The sequence below is a fragment of the Actinosynnema sp. NPDC059335 genome, assembly GCF_042752395.1.
GTDB lineage: Bacteria > Actinomycetota > Actinomycetes > Mycobacteriales > Pseudonocardiaceae > Actinosynnema.
Window position 1 is genome coordinate 1 of the sequence record NZ_JBHYXZ010000037.1, and the last position, 14,055, is coordinate 14,055.

The following is a 14,055-nucleotide window of genomic DNA, read 5'->3' on the forward strand; positions in this document are numbered from 1 at the left end:
GGTGGTTCGGCTCGGGCGGCCGATCCACCGGTTCGGTCCGTGCTCAGGAACGGCGGAGGCGCTTGGTCTTGCGGGGTGGGGGCAGGGCGCCTTCGGCGCGCAGGCGGGCGGCGTGTTGGGCCAGGGCGTCGACCAGCGCGGGGACGTTGGCGTCCTCCGGTTGGACGTCCACCCGCAGGCCGAACTCGCGGGCCGTTTCCGCGGTCTGCGGGCCGATGCACGCGACCAGGGTGCGGGCGTGCGGCTTGCCGGCGATGCCGACCAGGTTGCGCACCGTGGAGGACGAGGTGAAGCAGACGGCGTCGAAGCCGCCCGACTTGATCATCTCGCGGGTGTCCGCGGGCGGCGGGGCGGCGCGGACGGTGCGGTAGGCCGTGACGTCGTCGATCTCCCAGCCCCGTTCGCGCAGGCCGGCGGCGAGGGTTTCGGTGGCGATGTCGGCCCGCGGGAGCAGGACGCGGTCCACCGGGTCCAGGATGTCGTCGTAGGGCGGGAAGTCCGCGAGGAGGCCCTCGGAGGACTGCTCGCCGGACGGGACCAGCTCCGGGATGATGCCGAAGCTGCGGACCTTGGCGGCGGTGGACTCGCCCACGCAGGCGATCTTGACGCCGGAGAAGGCGCGGGCGTCCAGGCCGAACTCGCGGAACTTCTCCCAGACCGCGCGGACGGCGTTGGTCGAGGTGAAGACGACCCACTGGTAGCGGCCGTCGACCAGGCCCTTGACCGAGCGCTCCATCTGCGCGGGGCTGCGCGGCGGCTCGACGGAGATCGTCGGCACCTCGACCGGGATCGCGCCGTGGGAGTGGAGGCGGTCGCTCATCGCGCCGGCCTGCTCCTTGGTGCGCGGGACGAGGACGCGCCAGCCGTAGAGGGCGCGGGACTCCCACCAGGACAGCTTCGCCCGGCCGGCGACGGCCGCGCCCACGGTGACCACGAGCGGGCCGCCGAGGTCGCCCGCGTCGGCGGCGAGGGAGGCCAGGGTGGTGTCGACGGTGCGCTGGCCGAAGCCGGTGCCGTCGCAGGTCACCGCGACCGGGGTCTGCGGCGCGACGCCGTTCTCCACCAGGGAGGACGCGGCTTCGGCCAGGTGGCTGCCGGTGGCGTGGAGCACGAGCGTGCCGGGCGCGGCGGCCAGGCCGGCCCAGTCGGTCACGCCGCGGACGTCGGCCTCGGTGTGCACGGCGCCCAGCGCGACGCCCGCGTAGGCGGGCACCGCGGTGCCGGCGGGGACGCCCGGGACCACGTCGAAGGCGATCGTGGTCTTGGAGACGGCCTGCGCCTCCTTCACCACCGAGTCCAGCGTCAGCGGGTCGCCCGCGACGAGGCGGACGACGGCGTTGCCGTTCTTCGCCTCGGCGACCAGGTCCTTCGCCACGTCGGCGGGATCGCCCACGGCGGGTCGTACCTCGACGCCGTCGGGTACCAGCGCCACCACCTCGGCCGGGACGTCAGGGTCCGTGACCACCAGCTCCGCCTTGTGGAGCAGGTCGCGGGCCCGGACCGTGAGCAGCCCGGTGTCGCCCGGACCCGAGCCGACGAACGCGACTCGGCCGGGGGTCTTGCGTGCGCGGGTCATCAGGGCACTCCCCATCAACTACGCCTCGCCGGCGACGCGGTGGCGTGGCCGGAGAGGTCGAGCAACTCGGCGGCCAGCGCGCGGCCGAGTTCCTCTGCTGCGGTCAAGTCACCGGTGGCGGACGCACGGAGGAGGTCGCCGTCCTCCGTCGCCATGACCCCGCGCAGGGACAGGCGGAGCACCGCGGTCCCGTCGTCGCCGAGGTCTTCCACCACATCGGCCAGTGCGCCGACCGGCGCGCTGCAGCCTGCTTCGAGCGCGGCCAGCATGGCGCGCTCGGCAGCGACAGCGGCCCTGCTGGCCGAGTCGTCCAAAGTGGACTGGAGGAGGTGTTCGGTGTCGACGTCGTCGACCCGGCACTCCACTGCGAGGGCGCCCTGCGCGGGCGCGGGGAGCATCTGGATGGGCTCCAAGGTCTCGGTGATCTCGGCCGTGCGGCCGAGGCGGGCGATGCCGGCGCGGGCCAGCACGACGGCGTCCAGCTCGCCGTCGACGACCTTGCGGATGCGGGAGTCGACGTTGCCGCGCAGGGCGACCACCTCGAGCCCCAGTCCGAGCGCGGTGAGCTGCGCGGCGCGGCGCGGCGAGCCGGTGCCCACCTTCGCGCCGGTGGGCAGCTCGCCGAGGGTCAGGCCGTCGCGGGCGACGAGCGCGTCACGCGGGTCCTCGCGGGGCGGGACGGCGGCCAGCGACAGGCGCGGGTCGCGCGCCGTGGGCAGGTCCTTGTACGAGTGCACGGCGACGTCGACCTCGCCGTTGGCGAGCGCGTCCCGCAGCGCCGAGGTGAACACCCCGATGCCGATCTCGGCGATGGGTGCGGACGAGCGGTCACCGGGCGTGGAGATCGTGACGATCTCCACGTTCGCGCCCGCCTCGCGCAGCGCGTCGGCCACGTGGCCGGTCTGCGCGAGCGCGAGGGCGCTGCCGCGGGTGCCGATCCTCAGGGTGCGGTTCACCGCTTCTCACCTTCGGGTTTCGTCGATTGGGGGGTGCTGACGGCGGACGGCGCCTGCGGGTCGAGCCCGAACAGCTCGCGCAGCGCCTCGGCGTAGCCGGCGCCACCGGGCGCCGCGGCCAGCTCCTTCACCCGCACGGTGGGGGTGTGCAGGAGCTTGTCCACCACCCGGCGCACGGTCTTGGCCAGCTCGTCCCGGACCGGGGCGGGCAGCTCGGGCAGCCGCGAGTCCAACCGCAGCAGCTCGGCGTCCACGACCTCGGCGGCGCGCTTGCGCAGTGCCGTCACGGTGGGCGTGACCCCGGCCGAGCGCTGCCCGGCCAGGTAGGCGCGGACCTCCTCGGCCACGATCTCCGCCGCGCGCAGCGTGCCCTGCCCGGTCGGGGCGTCGGACAGCCTGCGCTGCAGGGTCTCCAGGTCGACCACGCGGACGTTGTCGAGCAGCGTCGCGGCCGGGTCGACGTCCTTGGGCAGGCCGAGGTCGCAGACGACCAGCGGCCGGTCCGGCGCGCGGTCGCCGATGTGCTCCGCGCCGACGACCGTGCCGACCGAGCCGGTGCACGCGAACAGCACGTCCGCGACCGCGACCGCGTCGGCCAGGGCGTCCAGGCCGGTGGAGCCGGCGGGCACGCCGTCCGCGCGCAGCGCCGAGGCCAGGCGCTCGCCGTTGGCGGGCGTCCGGTTGGCGATGACGACCTCGCCGATGCCGGCGCGGCGCAGGTGGGCGGCGGCGAGGCCGCCCATCGAGCCCGCGCCGACGATCAGGGCCCGGCGGCCGGCGAGGCCGCCCAGGGCGGTCGCGGCGTCGGAGAGGGCCTCGGACACGACGGACGCGCCGGCGTGGTCGATGTCGGTCTCGGTGTGCACGCGCTTGCCGACCCGCAGCGCGTGCTGGGCCAGCTCGTGCAGGGTGCGGCCGACCACGCCCCGCTCGTCGGCGGCGTTGTAGGCGGTGCGGAGCTGGCCGAGGATCTGGGCCTCGCCGACGACCATCGAGTCCAGGCCGCCCGCCACGGAGAACAGGTGCTCGACCGCGGCGGCGGAGTAGTGCACGTAGAGGTGCTCGAACAGGTCGGCGGGCTCGGCGCCGGCCTGGTGGGCCAGCACCTCGACGACCTCGTTCATGCCGCCGTGGAAGGTCTCGACGACCGCGTACACCTCGACCCGGTTGCAGGTCGACAGCAGCACGGCCTCGGACACGCTGGGGGCCGAGAGGAGCTGGTCGAGGACCTTGCCGCGGTCGGCGTCCGCCACCGCGACGCGCTCCAGCACGGGAACCGGGGTGGTCCGGTGGGACAGCCCGACGACGAGAACGCTCATGCGCGCACCACCGACCGGCTCACTACCCGCACGATCACGGGCGAATCACCACCCCGTCCACACCGATGCCGTTGACCACGTCCCCGGCGGCCTCGTCAGCCCGTCGCGCGACGTGGAACGACAGGATCTGCATCTCGACCGCCAGGTCGACCTTGCGCACTTCGACGTAGTCCGGCACTTGGAGCACGACGGGTGCGAAGTTCAGGATGCACTGGACTCCGGCGGATACCAAACGGTCGCAGACGGCCTGAGCTGCCTGCGGGGGCGTCGCGATGACGCCGATCGAGACCTCCCGCTCGGCGCAGACGGACGTGATGTCGTCGATGTGGTTGACGGGTATGCCGCCTACCGGCACTCCCGTCAGGTCCGGGTCGATGTCGAACAGCGCGGCGACCGGGAAGCCGCGGCTGGGGAAGCCGCCGTAGTTCGCCAGCGCGTGACCAAGATTACCGATCCCGACGACCGCCACCGAGTGCTTGCGGGTGAGGCCGAGGATGCGCTCGATGTGGCTCACGAGCACCTCGACGTCGTAACCGACGCCACGCGTGCCGTACGAGCCGATGTAGGACAGGTCCTTGCGGAGCTTCGCCGAGTTGACCCCGGCCGCGCCCGCCAGCTCCTCGCTGGAGATGGTCGTCACGCCCTGCTCGACCATGCCCGAGAGGACGCGGAGGTACACGGCGAGGCGCGCCACCGCGGCCTCGGGGATCGCGCGCGCCCGCTCCCGGACGTCGGCGGGCGCTTCGGGGGCGGTCCCGTCCGTGCTGGTCCCTTCCGGGCGGGTCACGACACCGTCACCCTCGCCCCGCTGAGCCGCCACGCTGGAACTCCTCGACATCCGTCGCACTGACCCGCCGGGTACCGCCACCAGCGGAGTGATGCCCCCACCGTACCGCTTGTGAACGCTTGCACAAAGTTGACGACCGGACGCCCGACCGCCGGGCGGACCCCCCTTTCACGTAATGGTGAGCCCTGCCCGCGCGTGGATACGCGGAGGCGGCCACCATGGGGTGAATTCGCGGTCACCGGGCGTGTCACCGCACCCCGGCGGAGGGGTGGGGGACCGGCCTAGGCGACGGTGAAGAAGACCGAGTGCCAGCCGGTCGCGCCGTCCGGGATCGGGGCGACCCGGGCCTGCGGCTGGGTGAGACCCGCCTCGTCGGTGGCGCGCACCTCGATCGTGTGGCCGCCGGGGGCCAGGTCCAGCTCGACCCGCCACATCCGCCACGTCGAGCGGTTGACCTCGTCGGACAGGGTCGTGTCGCGCCAGGGGCCGTTGTCGACCCGGACCTCGACCCGCCGGACGCCGGTCGGCTGGGCCCACGCCACGCCGGCCGCCACGACCCGGCCGGACACCGTGGACCGCCGCGCCGGGCGGTCGATCCGGGACATCACCTTGACCGGCGCCCGCTGCGCCCACCCGCGCTCCAGCCAGTAGCCGCGCTTCGCGTCGAACGTGGTCAGCTCCAGGTCGACCACCCACTTGGTGGCCGAGACGTACCCGTAGAGGCCGGGCACGACCAGGCGGGCCGGGAACCCGTGCTCGGCGGGGAGGGGTTCGCCGTTCATGCCGAGCGCGATGAGCGCGCCGCGGTCCTCCTCCAGCACGACGTCGACCGGCGAGCCCGCGGTCCAGCCGTCGGCGCTGGTGGAGAAGAGCTGGTCGGCGCCGGGGCGGACGCCGGCTTCGAGCAGGACGTCGCGCAGGGGCACGCCGACGAAGTCGGCCGTGGACACGTACGGCCCGCCGACCTCGTTGGACACGCACACCATCGTGACGGTGCGTTCGACCAGGTCGCGGCGGCGCAGGTCGGCGTAGCGCAGGGTCAGCTCCCGGTCGACCATGCCGTGCACGCGCAGCGCCCAGTCCTCGGCGCGCAGGCGCGGCACGCTCAGGGCCGTGTCGATCCGGTAGAAGTCGGCGTTCGGCGTGATGAACGGGGGCGTGCCGGCGGCGGCGAAGTCCGCGTTCGGCGGGAGCGGCGGCGCGGGCGAGGCGGGGTCGAGCGCGCCGACGGCCCGCCGGGACGCCTCGACGTCCACCCGGCCGCCCGCCGCCTGGCCGACCAGCGCGGCGAGGCCCGCGCCGACCGCCGCGGCGCCCGAGGCGACGAGGAACGCGCGCCGGTGCTCGTCGGTCCCGGCGGCGGCCTTCGCGTGCAGCAGGCGGAACACCGCGAGGCCCGCCGCCAGGGCGGCGACGGGGGCGAGGACGCCGAGCTGCCCGAGGTCGGGCCGGGAGAGGACGGCGGCGACGCCCACGACGCCGAGCCCCACGGCCAGGACCGTGCCCGGCAGGGGCGAGCGCCGGGACAGCAGCCCGGCGGCGACCGCGACGGCCGCCAGCACGACCGCCATGCCCAGCAGCAGCACGAGCTTGTCGTGGGTGCCGAAGGCGCGGATCGCGAAGTCCTTCACCGGCGTCGGCGCGAGGTCCACCGCGGCGTCGCCCACCGCGAGGAACGGCGAGGCCGAGGGGCCGACCACCCCGGCGACGAGGTGTCCGGCCGCGAGGGCGGCGGCCACGGCGAGGAGGCCGACGAGGGCCGCGGTCAGGCGCGTCATGGTTCGATTCGACACCCGCCGCGGCCCGGTCCGCCGATTCCGTAATGGGGCGGTAACCGGTCAGCGCAGGGCGGCGCGCAGGCGGTCCTCCTCGACCGACCAGTAGCCGTGCTCCTCGCCGTCGACCAGGATCACCGGCACCCGGTCCCCGTACTCGGCGCGCAGCTCGCGGTCGGCGTCGACGTCCCGGACGTCCCACGGCACGCCCAGCTCGCCGCAGATCCGCTCCAGGTCCGCCTTGGCCTGCTCGCAGGCGTGGCAGTCGACCCGGCTCATCAAGGTGACGTGGTGGCTCACGCCGTTCAGGCTAGGGGCAGCCGCAGCCGGGCCCGCGCCAGCTTCCCGGTCGGCGAGTGCGGCAGGGCCTCGGCGAACTCGACCACGGTCGGCACCTTGAACTTCGCCAGCCGCCCCGCGCAGTGGTCCTTGACCGCGTCCTCGGTCAGCTCGACGCCCTCGGCGGGCACCACGACGACCTTCACCGACTCGCCGGTCCTCGGGTCGGGCACGCCCACCGCCGCCGCCTCGGCCACGCCGTCCAGCTCGGCGAGCACCTGCTCGACCTCGTGCGGGTAGACGTTGAAGCCGTTGACGATGATCAGGTCGCCCGCCCGGTCCACCAGGTGCAGGTCGCCGTCCGCGTCGAGGTAGCCGACGTCGCCGGTGCGGAACCAGCCGTCGGCGTCGGGGCCGTGCGCGCCGTCCGGCCAGTAGCCGCCGAACAGGTTGTCGCCCTTCGCCGCGACCAGGCCGGTGCCGGGCTCGTCCTCGTCCGGGTCCAGCGGCCGGCCGTCGGTGTCGACCAGCCGGACCTGCACGCCGGGCAGCGGGCGGCCGACCGAACCGGGCTTGGGCGCGCCGCCCGCCAGGGTCGTGGTGAGCACCGGACCGGTCTCGGTCAGCCCGTAGCCCTCGTAGACGGGCAGGCCGACCGCCTCCCGCATGGCGTCCAGCAGGCCCGGCGCGAGGGGCGCGGCCCCGGAGGTGAACAGGCGCACCGTGGCCAGGTCCTCGCGCAGCCGCTCGACCGGGTGGGCCAGGATCGCCGAGTACATCGGCGGCACGCCGACCACCGTGGTCACCCGGTGCTCGCGGATCGCGGTCAGCGCCAGGTCGGGGTCGAAGCGCTCCAGCAGCACGGCCGTCGCGCCCGCGCCGGCCACCTGGAACAGGCCCGGACCGAGCCCGTAGACGTGGAACAGGGGCAGCGCCAGCAGCACCCGGTCGCCCGCGGTCACCGGGGCGGGCCGCAGGGACGCGCACTGCGCGACGTTGGCGAGCAGCGCCCGGTGCGACAGCATCGCGCCGCGCGGCGAACCGGACGTGCCGGAGGTGTAGCCGAGCACGGCCAGGTCCTCGCCCGAGCCGATCGCGGCGAACTCCTCGCCCGGTTCCAGGGTCGGCGCGGGCAGCGCCTCGACGTCCACGCCGCCGGCGTCGCCGACGAGCAGCTTCGCGCCGCTGTCGGCGACCAGGCGCTCCAGCTCGCGGGCCGGCTGGCCGGGTCCGGCGGGCACCAGCACGCCGCCCGCCCGCAGCACGCCGAACACGGCGACGCAGAACGCGGCCCCGGTGGGCAGCCGCACCACCACCCGGTCGCCCGGCGCCAGGCCCGCGCGGACCAGCCGGTGCGCCTCGCCGTCCACCGCCGCGTCCAGCTCCGCCCAGGTGCGGGTGTCCGCGCCGGAGGCCGTGACATCGACCAGCGCGGCGTGCTTGGGTCCACGGTGCGCGGAGGCGCGAACCAGGTCGGCGATGTTGCTTGCGGAAGCGGTCAACGCGACCTCCTGGTGAACCACAACGGACCTCAGCGCAGTCTGTCACGGGCGGGTGGCGTCACGCAGTGCCTCCATCCGCGTGGCAGATTCGAGACCACTTGCCGCTACCTACTACGGAGTAACAACACGTATGCTGCCGGCACGGCGACCCTGTGGAGGTGCCGCGAGCCGATGACCGCACGGGCACGCGAGAACTCCGTCCGAACCATCCGGACGCTCCGGTCGAGGTGGAGCGCGGGAGGGCAGTCCAGCACGATCGGGAGCGTGGAGAGCAACGCGGCCGAGGAGCCGTGGAACCTGGTCCGCGCCGCTCAGGGCGGCGACACGGACGCGTTCGGCGCGCTTTACGACCGGTACGTCGACGTGGTGTACCGGTACGTGCTCTTCCGGGTGGGCGACCGCACGCTGGCCGAGGACGTCACGAGCGAGACGTTCCTCCGGGCGCTGCGCAGCATCGGCTCGATCAGCTACCAGGGCCGCGACGTCGGCGCCTGGTTCGTCACGATCGCGCGCAACATCGTGTTCGACCACGTGAAGTCCAGCCGCTACCGGCTGGAGGTCACCACCGCGGAACTGGCGGACAACCGCGAGGTCACGGACGGTCCCGAACAGGAAGTGCTGACCGACGCCACCAACGCCGAACTGCTCCGCTGTGTCGCCCAACTGGGTGACGACCAGCGCGAATGCATCACCCTGCGCTTCATCCAGGGCTTGTCCGTGGCGGAGACGGCCGCGAGGATGGGGCGCAACGAGGGCGCGATCAAGGCCCTCCAGCACCGAGCGGTGCGCCGGTTGGCCCAACTGCTGCCCGCCTGGCTGCGGTGAGACCGCCGTCGCACGACGCGGCGTTCGCGTAACCCCGGGACCACCCGGTTCGTTGTTCGGGGCAGGATCGCTCGAAACGGTGCGGGATGGTTGGCCACGCGGGATGGTAGGCAAAGGGATCACGCCGCCAGGGCGTCACAGGCAGCGCGAGCGGTTCGCTCGCGCCGTCGACGCGCATCCCGGGGCCGAGCCGGCCGACGCCGCGGAGTTCGCCGACGAGTTGGCCGTGGTCGCCCTGCTGCGGGAAGCCGCAGTCACGGCGGGGCCGGACGAGGCCGCCCGCGCCCGGATGCGGGCCAGGGTCCTCGGCGCCGCCGAACCGCCGCCGACGAAGCTCGACCTGGTCGTGCGGGAGCGTCGCGGCGGAGCCCGCGGGCGATTAGCGGTGGCCCTCGCCGCGGCGCTGTGCCTGGTGTTCTCGCTGGCCGGGATGAGCCTGCTGCTCAGCCGGGACGCGTTGCCGGGCGACGCGCTGTACGGCGTCAAGCGCACCGCCGAGTCGGCTTCGCTCGGCCTCACCTTCGACGAGGAGTCGAAGGGCTACAAGCGCCTGGAGTTCGCCGCCGCGCGCGTCGCCGAGATCGAGACGCTGGTCGACCGGTACCGCGACTCCGGCGGCGGGCCGCTCGGTGGTTACCTGACCGCGCTGACCGACTTCGACGCCGACGCCGCGGCCGGTTCCCGCGTGCTGGCCGCCCTCGGCTCGAACTCGGACCAGCGCGCCCTGGACGACCTGCGCGACTGGGCCGGCGCCCAGGCCGACCGCCTGGAGGGGCTGCGCCCGTCGCTGCCCGCCGAGGCGGCCGACCGCGCGGGCACGTCGCTGGACCTGCTGCGGCGCATCGGCGAGCGGGCGTCCGCGCTGCGCGCCCGGGGCGACTGCGGTCCCGTCACGTCGGGCCGGGTCGACGAGATCGGCCCGCTGCCCGCCGACGCCGGGTGCGTGCCGCCGTCGGTCGACCCGAACGTGCCGCAGAGCGCGTCGCCGCCCGTGCCGACCGCCACGACCGCCGTCGTGCCGACCACGTCCGGGCAGGCGCCCGCGCCCACCAGCGCGCCCGACGAGCGGCAGCCCCGCACCACGACCCCGCCCACGACGCCGCCCGCGCCGACCACCACGACCGGCGGTCCGCTGCTCCCCCTGCCCACGTTGACGCTGCCGTCGCTGCCACTGCCCGGCCTCGGCGGCTGATCGCTACCCTGTCCCCATCGGACCGCGGGAGGCGCTGACGTGGTGAAAAGGCGTGTGGTGGAGGACTCGGCAGAGCGGGAGAGGCGCGCCGCGCTGGCCGGTGAAGCCTCGGCCGAGGCCGCCCTGAGCCTGCCGACCGGGAGCGCGCCCACCGACCTCACCGCCGCCGCGTTCTTCGACGTCGACAACACGATGATGATGGGCGCGTCGATCTTCCACTTCGCCCGCGGGCTGGCGGCGCGCAAGTACTTCAAGAACTCCGACCTCGCCGGGTTCGCCTGGCAGCAGCTCAAGTTCCGGGTGGGCGGCCGGGAGGACCCGCAGAGCGTGGCCGCGTCGCGCGAGCAGGCGCTGTCGTTCGTGGCGGGCCGTTCGGTGGCGGAGCTGATCTCGCTCGGCGAGGAGATCTACGACGAGCTGATGGCGGACCGGATCTGGGCGGGCACGCAGGCGTTGGCGCAGATGCACCTCGACGCCGGGCAGCGGGTGTGGCTGGTGACCGCGACGCCGGTGGAGCTGGCGCAGATCATCGCGCGCCGGCTCGGGCTGACCGGCGCGCTGGGGACGGTGTCGGAGAGCGAGAACGGCATCTACACCGGGCGGCTGGTCGGCGACCTGCTGCACGGCCGGGCGAAGGCCCACGCGGTGCGGGCGCTGGCCGCGAAGGAGGGCTTGGACCTGCGGCGCTGCACGGCGTACTCGGACTCGGTGAACGACGTGCCGATGCTGTCGGTGGTCGGCACGGCGGTCGCCGTGAACCCGGACTCGGGCCTGCGCGAGACGGCCCGCAAGCGCGGCTGGGAGATCCGCGACTTCCGCACGGGCCGCAAGGCGGCGAAGATCGGCGTCCCGTCCGTCCTGGGCGCCGGCGCCCTGGCCGGCGCGGTCGCCGCCACCCTGGCCTACCGCCGCCGCGTCCGCTGACCGCGCCCCTGACCTCCACCCGCTCGACCGCGCCCGACCCGACCGCCTTCGGCCCACCCCGCCCCGCTCGACCGCCTTCGGCCCACCGCGCCCGACCCGTTCCGCCCGACCTCGGCTCCGCCGCGGCCGGCCGGGCGCGCGTCAGCCCAGGAAGACGTTCCGCCGCTGCGTGAGCAGCCGGTACAGGGTCTGCTGGATGGTCTCCCGCACCTGGTCGGTCAGGTTGAACACCAGCATCGGGTCGTCCGCCGCGTGCGCGCCGTACACGTCCGTCCGGATCGGCTCGCCGAACTCGATGTACCACTTCGACGGCAGCGGGATCGCGCCCAGCGGGCCCAGCAGCGGGAAGAACGGCGTCACCGGGAAGTAGGGGAAGCCGAACAGCCTGGCCAGCGCCTTGATGTCGCCGATCTTCGGGTAGATCTCCTCCGCGCCCACGATCGAGCACGGGATGATCGGCACGCCGGTGTTCAGCGCCGCCGACACGAACCCGCCCCGGCCGAACCGCTGGAGCTTGTACCGGTCCTTGAACGGCTTGCCGATGCCCTTGAAGCCCTCCGGCCACACGCCGACCAGCTGACCGGACCTGAGCAGCCGCTCCGCGTCCGGGTTGCACGCCAGCGTCTGCCCCGACTTGCGCGCCAACGCGCCCAGCACCGGCGTCTTGAACACCAGGTCCGCGCCCAGCATCCGCAGGTGGCGGCGCTTCGGGTGGTCCGCCCGCACGGCGAACGCGGTCATCGTCGCGTCCAGCGGCAGCGTGCCGGAGTGGTTGGCGACGATCAGCGCGCCGCCCTCGCCCGGCACGTTGTGCATGCCGATCGTCTCCACCCGGAACCACTTCTCGTACAGCGGCCGCAGCGGCGGCATCACCACGTGGTCGGTGAGGTCCGGGTCGAAGCCGAACTCGTCCACCTGGTAGTCGCCCTGGATGCGCCGGCGCGCGAAGGCCAGCAGGTCGGCCAGCCGCCGCTCCCAGCCGGCCGCGTCCGACCCGCCTTGCGACCCGGCCTCCGACCCGACTCCCGCCTCGGGCCCCGGCCCGGTCCCCGCCACCGGCGGATCGGGCACCGCGGTCGGTCCCGGAGTCGCGCCGTGCCGTCGTCGGGGCTCCTCCCGGTCCGCACCCCGCAGCGGGATCACCCGTGCCTCTGCCACGTGTCCACCTCCTCCGTCCGAGTGCCGACCCCGCCGGCGTGCCGTCTAGCGGAGCCTGGCGGCCAGGCCGAGCACGCCGCGCTCGACCGACGCCACCAGCTCCGGGTCGATGACCGGGCGCAGCGCGCGCCCGCTCACGTAGTCGTCGAACGCCTGCTGCGTCGTCCACCGCGGGGTGAAGCCGAACTCGCGCTTCAGCAGGGTCGTGTCCACCACCCGGCCCCAGTTCAGGAACCGCATCTGGTCCGGCGAGAAGTCCACCAGCCGGGCGCTGCGGAAGAACCGGCCCACCGCGGGCACGGCGGCGCTGGGCACGGGCAGGCTCACCCGGCCCGCGCGGCGGATCGCCTGCGACAGCATCAGCACGCCGTCGCCGCCCACGTTGTAGACGCCGGGCAGGTCGTGCAGCGTGGCCCGCTCCAGCACGGCCAGCGCGTCCTCGGAGTGCAGCAGCTGCACCCTCGCGTCGTACCCCAGCACGGTCGGCACGACCGGCAGGGCGAAGTACCGGGTCATCACGGTGTCGATGCGCGGGCCGATGAAGTTGGTGAACCGCAGCGTGGTGACGTCGACGTCCGGCCGGCGGCGGGCGAAGCCGCGCACGTAGCCCTCGACCTCGACCGCGTCCTTGGCGTACCCGCTGGACGGCAGGTCCTTCGGACCCATGTCCTCGGTGAACACCGCCGGGTCGCGCGAACTCGACCCGTACACCGCGCTGGTGGACTTCACCACGAGCTTGCGCACGTGCGGCGACTTCTGGCACGCGGCCAGGAGCTGCATCGTGCCGATGACGTTCATCTCCTTCATCGCGGTGCGGCCGGACGGGCCGGCCGGGTTCGCGGTCAGCGACGCGTGCACGACGGTGTCGACGTGCGCGGTGGCGATGACCTTCGCGATGAGCGGGTTGCGGATGTCGGCGCGCACGAACTCGGCGCGCCCCATCCGGCGACGCAGGTCGGGTGAGGGCGGCTCGGTGTCCACGCCGAGCACCCGTTCGACGTCCGGGTTCGCCGCGAAGCGCGCGGCGAGGTGCCCGCCGAGGTAACGGCTGCAACCGGTGACGAGGACGACCTTGGGCGCCATGCGACTCCCTGTGCGGGTGGTGCGACTCGACCAGGCTAACCGGGATCCGCCGCCGGGATCGGCCGCGGAACGCCGTCTTGACGCAGGTCACCGTGGCTTTACCGGGGAATCACCCGGATGGCGGCTCGACGCGTGCCCGCGCCGGGACGAGGACACCGCCAGTCCCGCGGCGTGCGCCGGGGACTGGCGGTGTGGAAACCCGCAGGGGTTACTTGCCGCGCTTCCTGCGCTGAACCCGCGTCTTGCGCAGCAGCTTGCGGTGCTTCTTCTTCGACATGCGCTTGCGGCGCTTCTTGATGACCGAGCCCATGCGGGATCCTTCACTAGTAGACGTCGGTGGTTCTCCACGCGCCGGTGGAGACACCCGTCAAGGGGCGCGCCGACACCAGGCACGAACGGCCTATGAGTTTACCCGGCGGCCCGCACGCGCCCTCACCCGGCGTCGAAGTAGGCGTTGCGCAGGTACTCGTGCACCGCCTTCTCCGGCACCCTGAACGACTTGCCCACGCGCACCGCCGTCAACTCACCGGAGTGGACCAGGCGGTACACCGTCATCTTCGACACGCGCATCATCAGCGCGACCTCGGCGACCGTCATGAACCTGACTTGACCGAGCGACTTCTCCTCCGCTGGCATGGATCACCGCGTCCTTCGACACGCGTCGTGCCGTCGGCTTCCC

14 protein-coding genes are annotated in these 14,055 nt (G+C 74.0%); 3 read left to right on the forward strand and 11 right to left on the reverse strand.

What is annotated here, in order from left to right:
- Positions 1–43 precede the first annotated feature (43 nt).
- The 7 genes from ACFXGA_RS14070 to ACFXGA_RS14100 form a co-directional block, all read right to left on the reverse strand.
- Positions 44–1,576, reverse strand: a complete 1,533-nt coding sequence (locus tag ACFXGA_RS14070) for a uroporphyrinogen-III synthase (protein WP_378087707.1) — start codon at positions 1,574–1,576, stop codon at positions 44–46.
- 14 nt (positions 1,577–1,590) lie between these two features.
- On the reverse strand, positions 1,591–2,532 hold the full coding sequence (gene hemC / locus ACFXGA_RS14075; protein WP_378087709.1) for a hydroxymethylbilane synthase: 942 nt from the start codon (positions 2,530–2,532) through the stop codon (positions 1,591–1,593).
- Positions 2,529–3,851 carry a glutamyl-tRNA reductase gene (locus tag ACFXGA_RS14080; protein WP_378087711.1) on the reverse strand — a complete coding sequence of 441 codons (1,323 nt, stop codon included), beginning with the start codon at positions 3,849–3,851 and terminating at the stop codon, positions 2,529–2,531. Before ACFXGA_RS14080 ends, hemC begins: the two co-directional genes overlap by 4 nt.
- Positions 3,852–3,885: 34 nt before the next feature.
- Positions 3,886–4,671, reverse strand: coding sequence for a redox-sensing transcriptional repressor Rex (locus ACFXGA_RS14085; RefSeq protein WP_378087713.1), 786 nt, complete (start codon positions 4,669–4,671; stop codon positions 3,886–3,888).
- Positions 4,672–4,919: 248 nt separating this feature from the next.
- The gene (locus tag ACFXGA_RS14090) at positions 4,920–6,416 is read right to left on the reverse strand and encodes a molybdopterin-dependent oxidoreductase (RefSeq protein WP_378087715.1); all 1,497 of its coding nucleotides are present in this window, start codon (positions 6,414–6,416) and stop codon (positions 4,920–4,922) included.
- Positions 6,417–6,476: 60 nt separating this feature from the next.
- Complete coding sequence (locus tag ACFXGA_RS14095) at positions 6,477–6,713, reverse strand: glutaredoxin family protein (protein WP_197289301.1); 237 nt, start codon at positions 6,711–6,713, stop codon at positions 6,477–6,479.
- Between the two features lie 5 nt (positions 6,714–6,718).
- A complete protein-coding gene (locus ACFXGA_RS14100) occupies positions 6,719–8,194 on the reverse strand; it encodes an AMP-binding protein (RefSeq protein ID WP_378087717.1) in 1,476 nt (491 codons plus the stop codon).
- 171 nt (positions 8,195–8,365) lie between these two features.
- On the opposite strand from ACFXGA_RS14100, the gene ACFXGA_RS14105 reads away from it, so the two are divergent.
- From ACFXGA_RS14105 to ACFXGA_RS14115, 3 genes are all read left to right on the forward strand, one after another.
- Positions 8,366–9,019, forward strand: a complete 654-nt coding sequence (locus ACFXGA_RS14105; protein WP_378087719.1) for a sigma-70 family RNA polymerase sigma factor — start codon at positions 8,366–8,368, stop codon at positions 9,017–9,019.
- Positions 9,020–9,122: 103 nt separating this feature from the next.
- Positions 9,123–10,211 (forward strand): DUF5667 domain-containing protein, encoded by a 1,089-nt coding sequence (locus tag ACFXGA_RS14110; RefSeq protein ID WP_378087721.1) that lies wholly within the window; start codon positions 9,123–9,125, stop codon positions 10,209–10,211.
- A gap of 39 nt (positions 10,212–10,250) precedes the next feature.
- The gene (locus tag ACFXGA_RS14115) at positions 10,251–11,135 is read left to right on the forward strand and encodes an HAD family hydrolase (RefSeq protein WP_378087723.1); all 885 of its coding nucleotides are present in this window, start codon (positions 10,251–10,253) and stop codon (positions 11,133–11,135) included.
- 141 nt (positions 11,136–11,276) lie between these two features.
- Here ACFXGA_RS14115 and ACFXGA_RS14120 read toward each other — a convergent pair whose 3' ends face one another.
- The 4 genes from ACFXGA_RS14120 to ACFXGA_RS14135 form a co-directional block, all read right to left on the reverse strand.
- Entirely contained in the window at positions 11,277–12,293 is a 1,017-nt protein-coding gene (locus ACFXGA_RS14120) for a lysophospholipid acyltransferase family protein (protein WP_378087725.1), read from the reverse strand.
- Positions 12,294–12,338: 45 nt separating this feature from the next.
- Positions 12,339–13,376 carry an NAD-dependent epimerase/dehydratase family protein gene (locus ACFXGA_RS14125; RefSeq protein ID WP_378087727.1) on the reverse strand — a complete coding sequence of 346 codons (1,038 nt, stop codon included), beginning with the start codon at positions 13,374–13,376 and terminating at the stop codon, positions 12,339–12,341.
- Positions 13,377–13,584: 208 nt separating this feature from the next.
- Positions 13,585–13,686, reverse strand: a complete 102-nt coding sequence (locus tag ACFXGA_RS14130) for a 30S ribosomal protein bS22 (protein WP_015105422.1) — start codon at positions 13,684–13,686, stop codon at positions 13,585–13,587.
- A 122-nt stretch (positions 13,687–13,808) separates the two neighbouring features.
- On the reverse strand, positions 13,809–14,012 hold the full coding sequence (locus ACFXGA_RS14135; RefSeq protein WP_053722699.1) for a helix-turn-helix domain-containing protein: 204 nt from the start codon (positions 14,010–14,012) through the stop codon (positions 13,809–13,811).
- Between the last annotated feature and the right edge of the window lie 43 nt (positions 14,013–14,055).

Coding starts and splice junctions, on each gene's coding strand:
- ACFXGA_RS14070 (WP_378087707.1), bottom strand. CDS start 1,576: ATGACCCGCGCACGCAAGACCCCCGGCCGAGTCGCGTTCGTCGGCTCG.
- ACFXGA_RS14080 (WP_378087711.1), bottom strand. CDS start 3,851: ATGAGCGTTCTCGTCGTCGGGCTGTCCCACCGGACCACCCCGGTTCCC.
- ACFXGA_RS14090 (WP_378087715.1), bottom strand. CDS start 6,416: ATGACGCGCCTGACCGCGGCCCTCGTCGGCCTCCTCGCCGTGGCCGCC.
- ACFXGA_RS14105 (WP_378087719.1), top strand. CDS start 8,366: ATGACCGCACGGGCACGCGAGAACTCCGTCCGAACCATCCGGACGCTC.
- ACFXGA_RS14110 (WP_378087721.1), top strand. CDS start 9,123: ATGGTAGGCAAAGGGATCACGCCGCCAGGGCGTCACAGGCAGCGCGAG.
- ACFXGA_RS14125 (WP_378087727.1), bottom strand. CDS start 13,376: ATGGCGCCCAAGGTCGTCCTCGTCACCGGTTGCAGCCGTTACCTCGGC.
- ACFXGA_RS14130 (WP_015105422.1), bottom strand. CDS start 13,686: ATGGGCTCGGTCATCAAGAAGCGCCGCAAGCGCATGTCGAAGAAGAAG.
- ACFXGA_RS14135 (WP_053722699.1), bottom strand. CDS start 14,012: ATGCCAGCGGAGGAGAAGTCGCTCGGTCAAGTCAGGTTCATGACGGTC.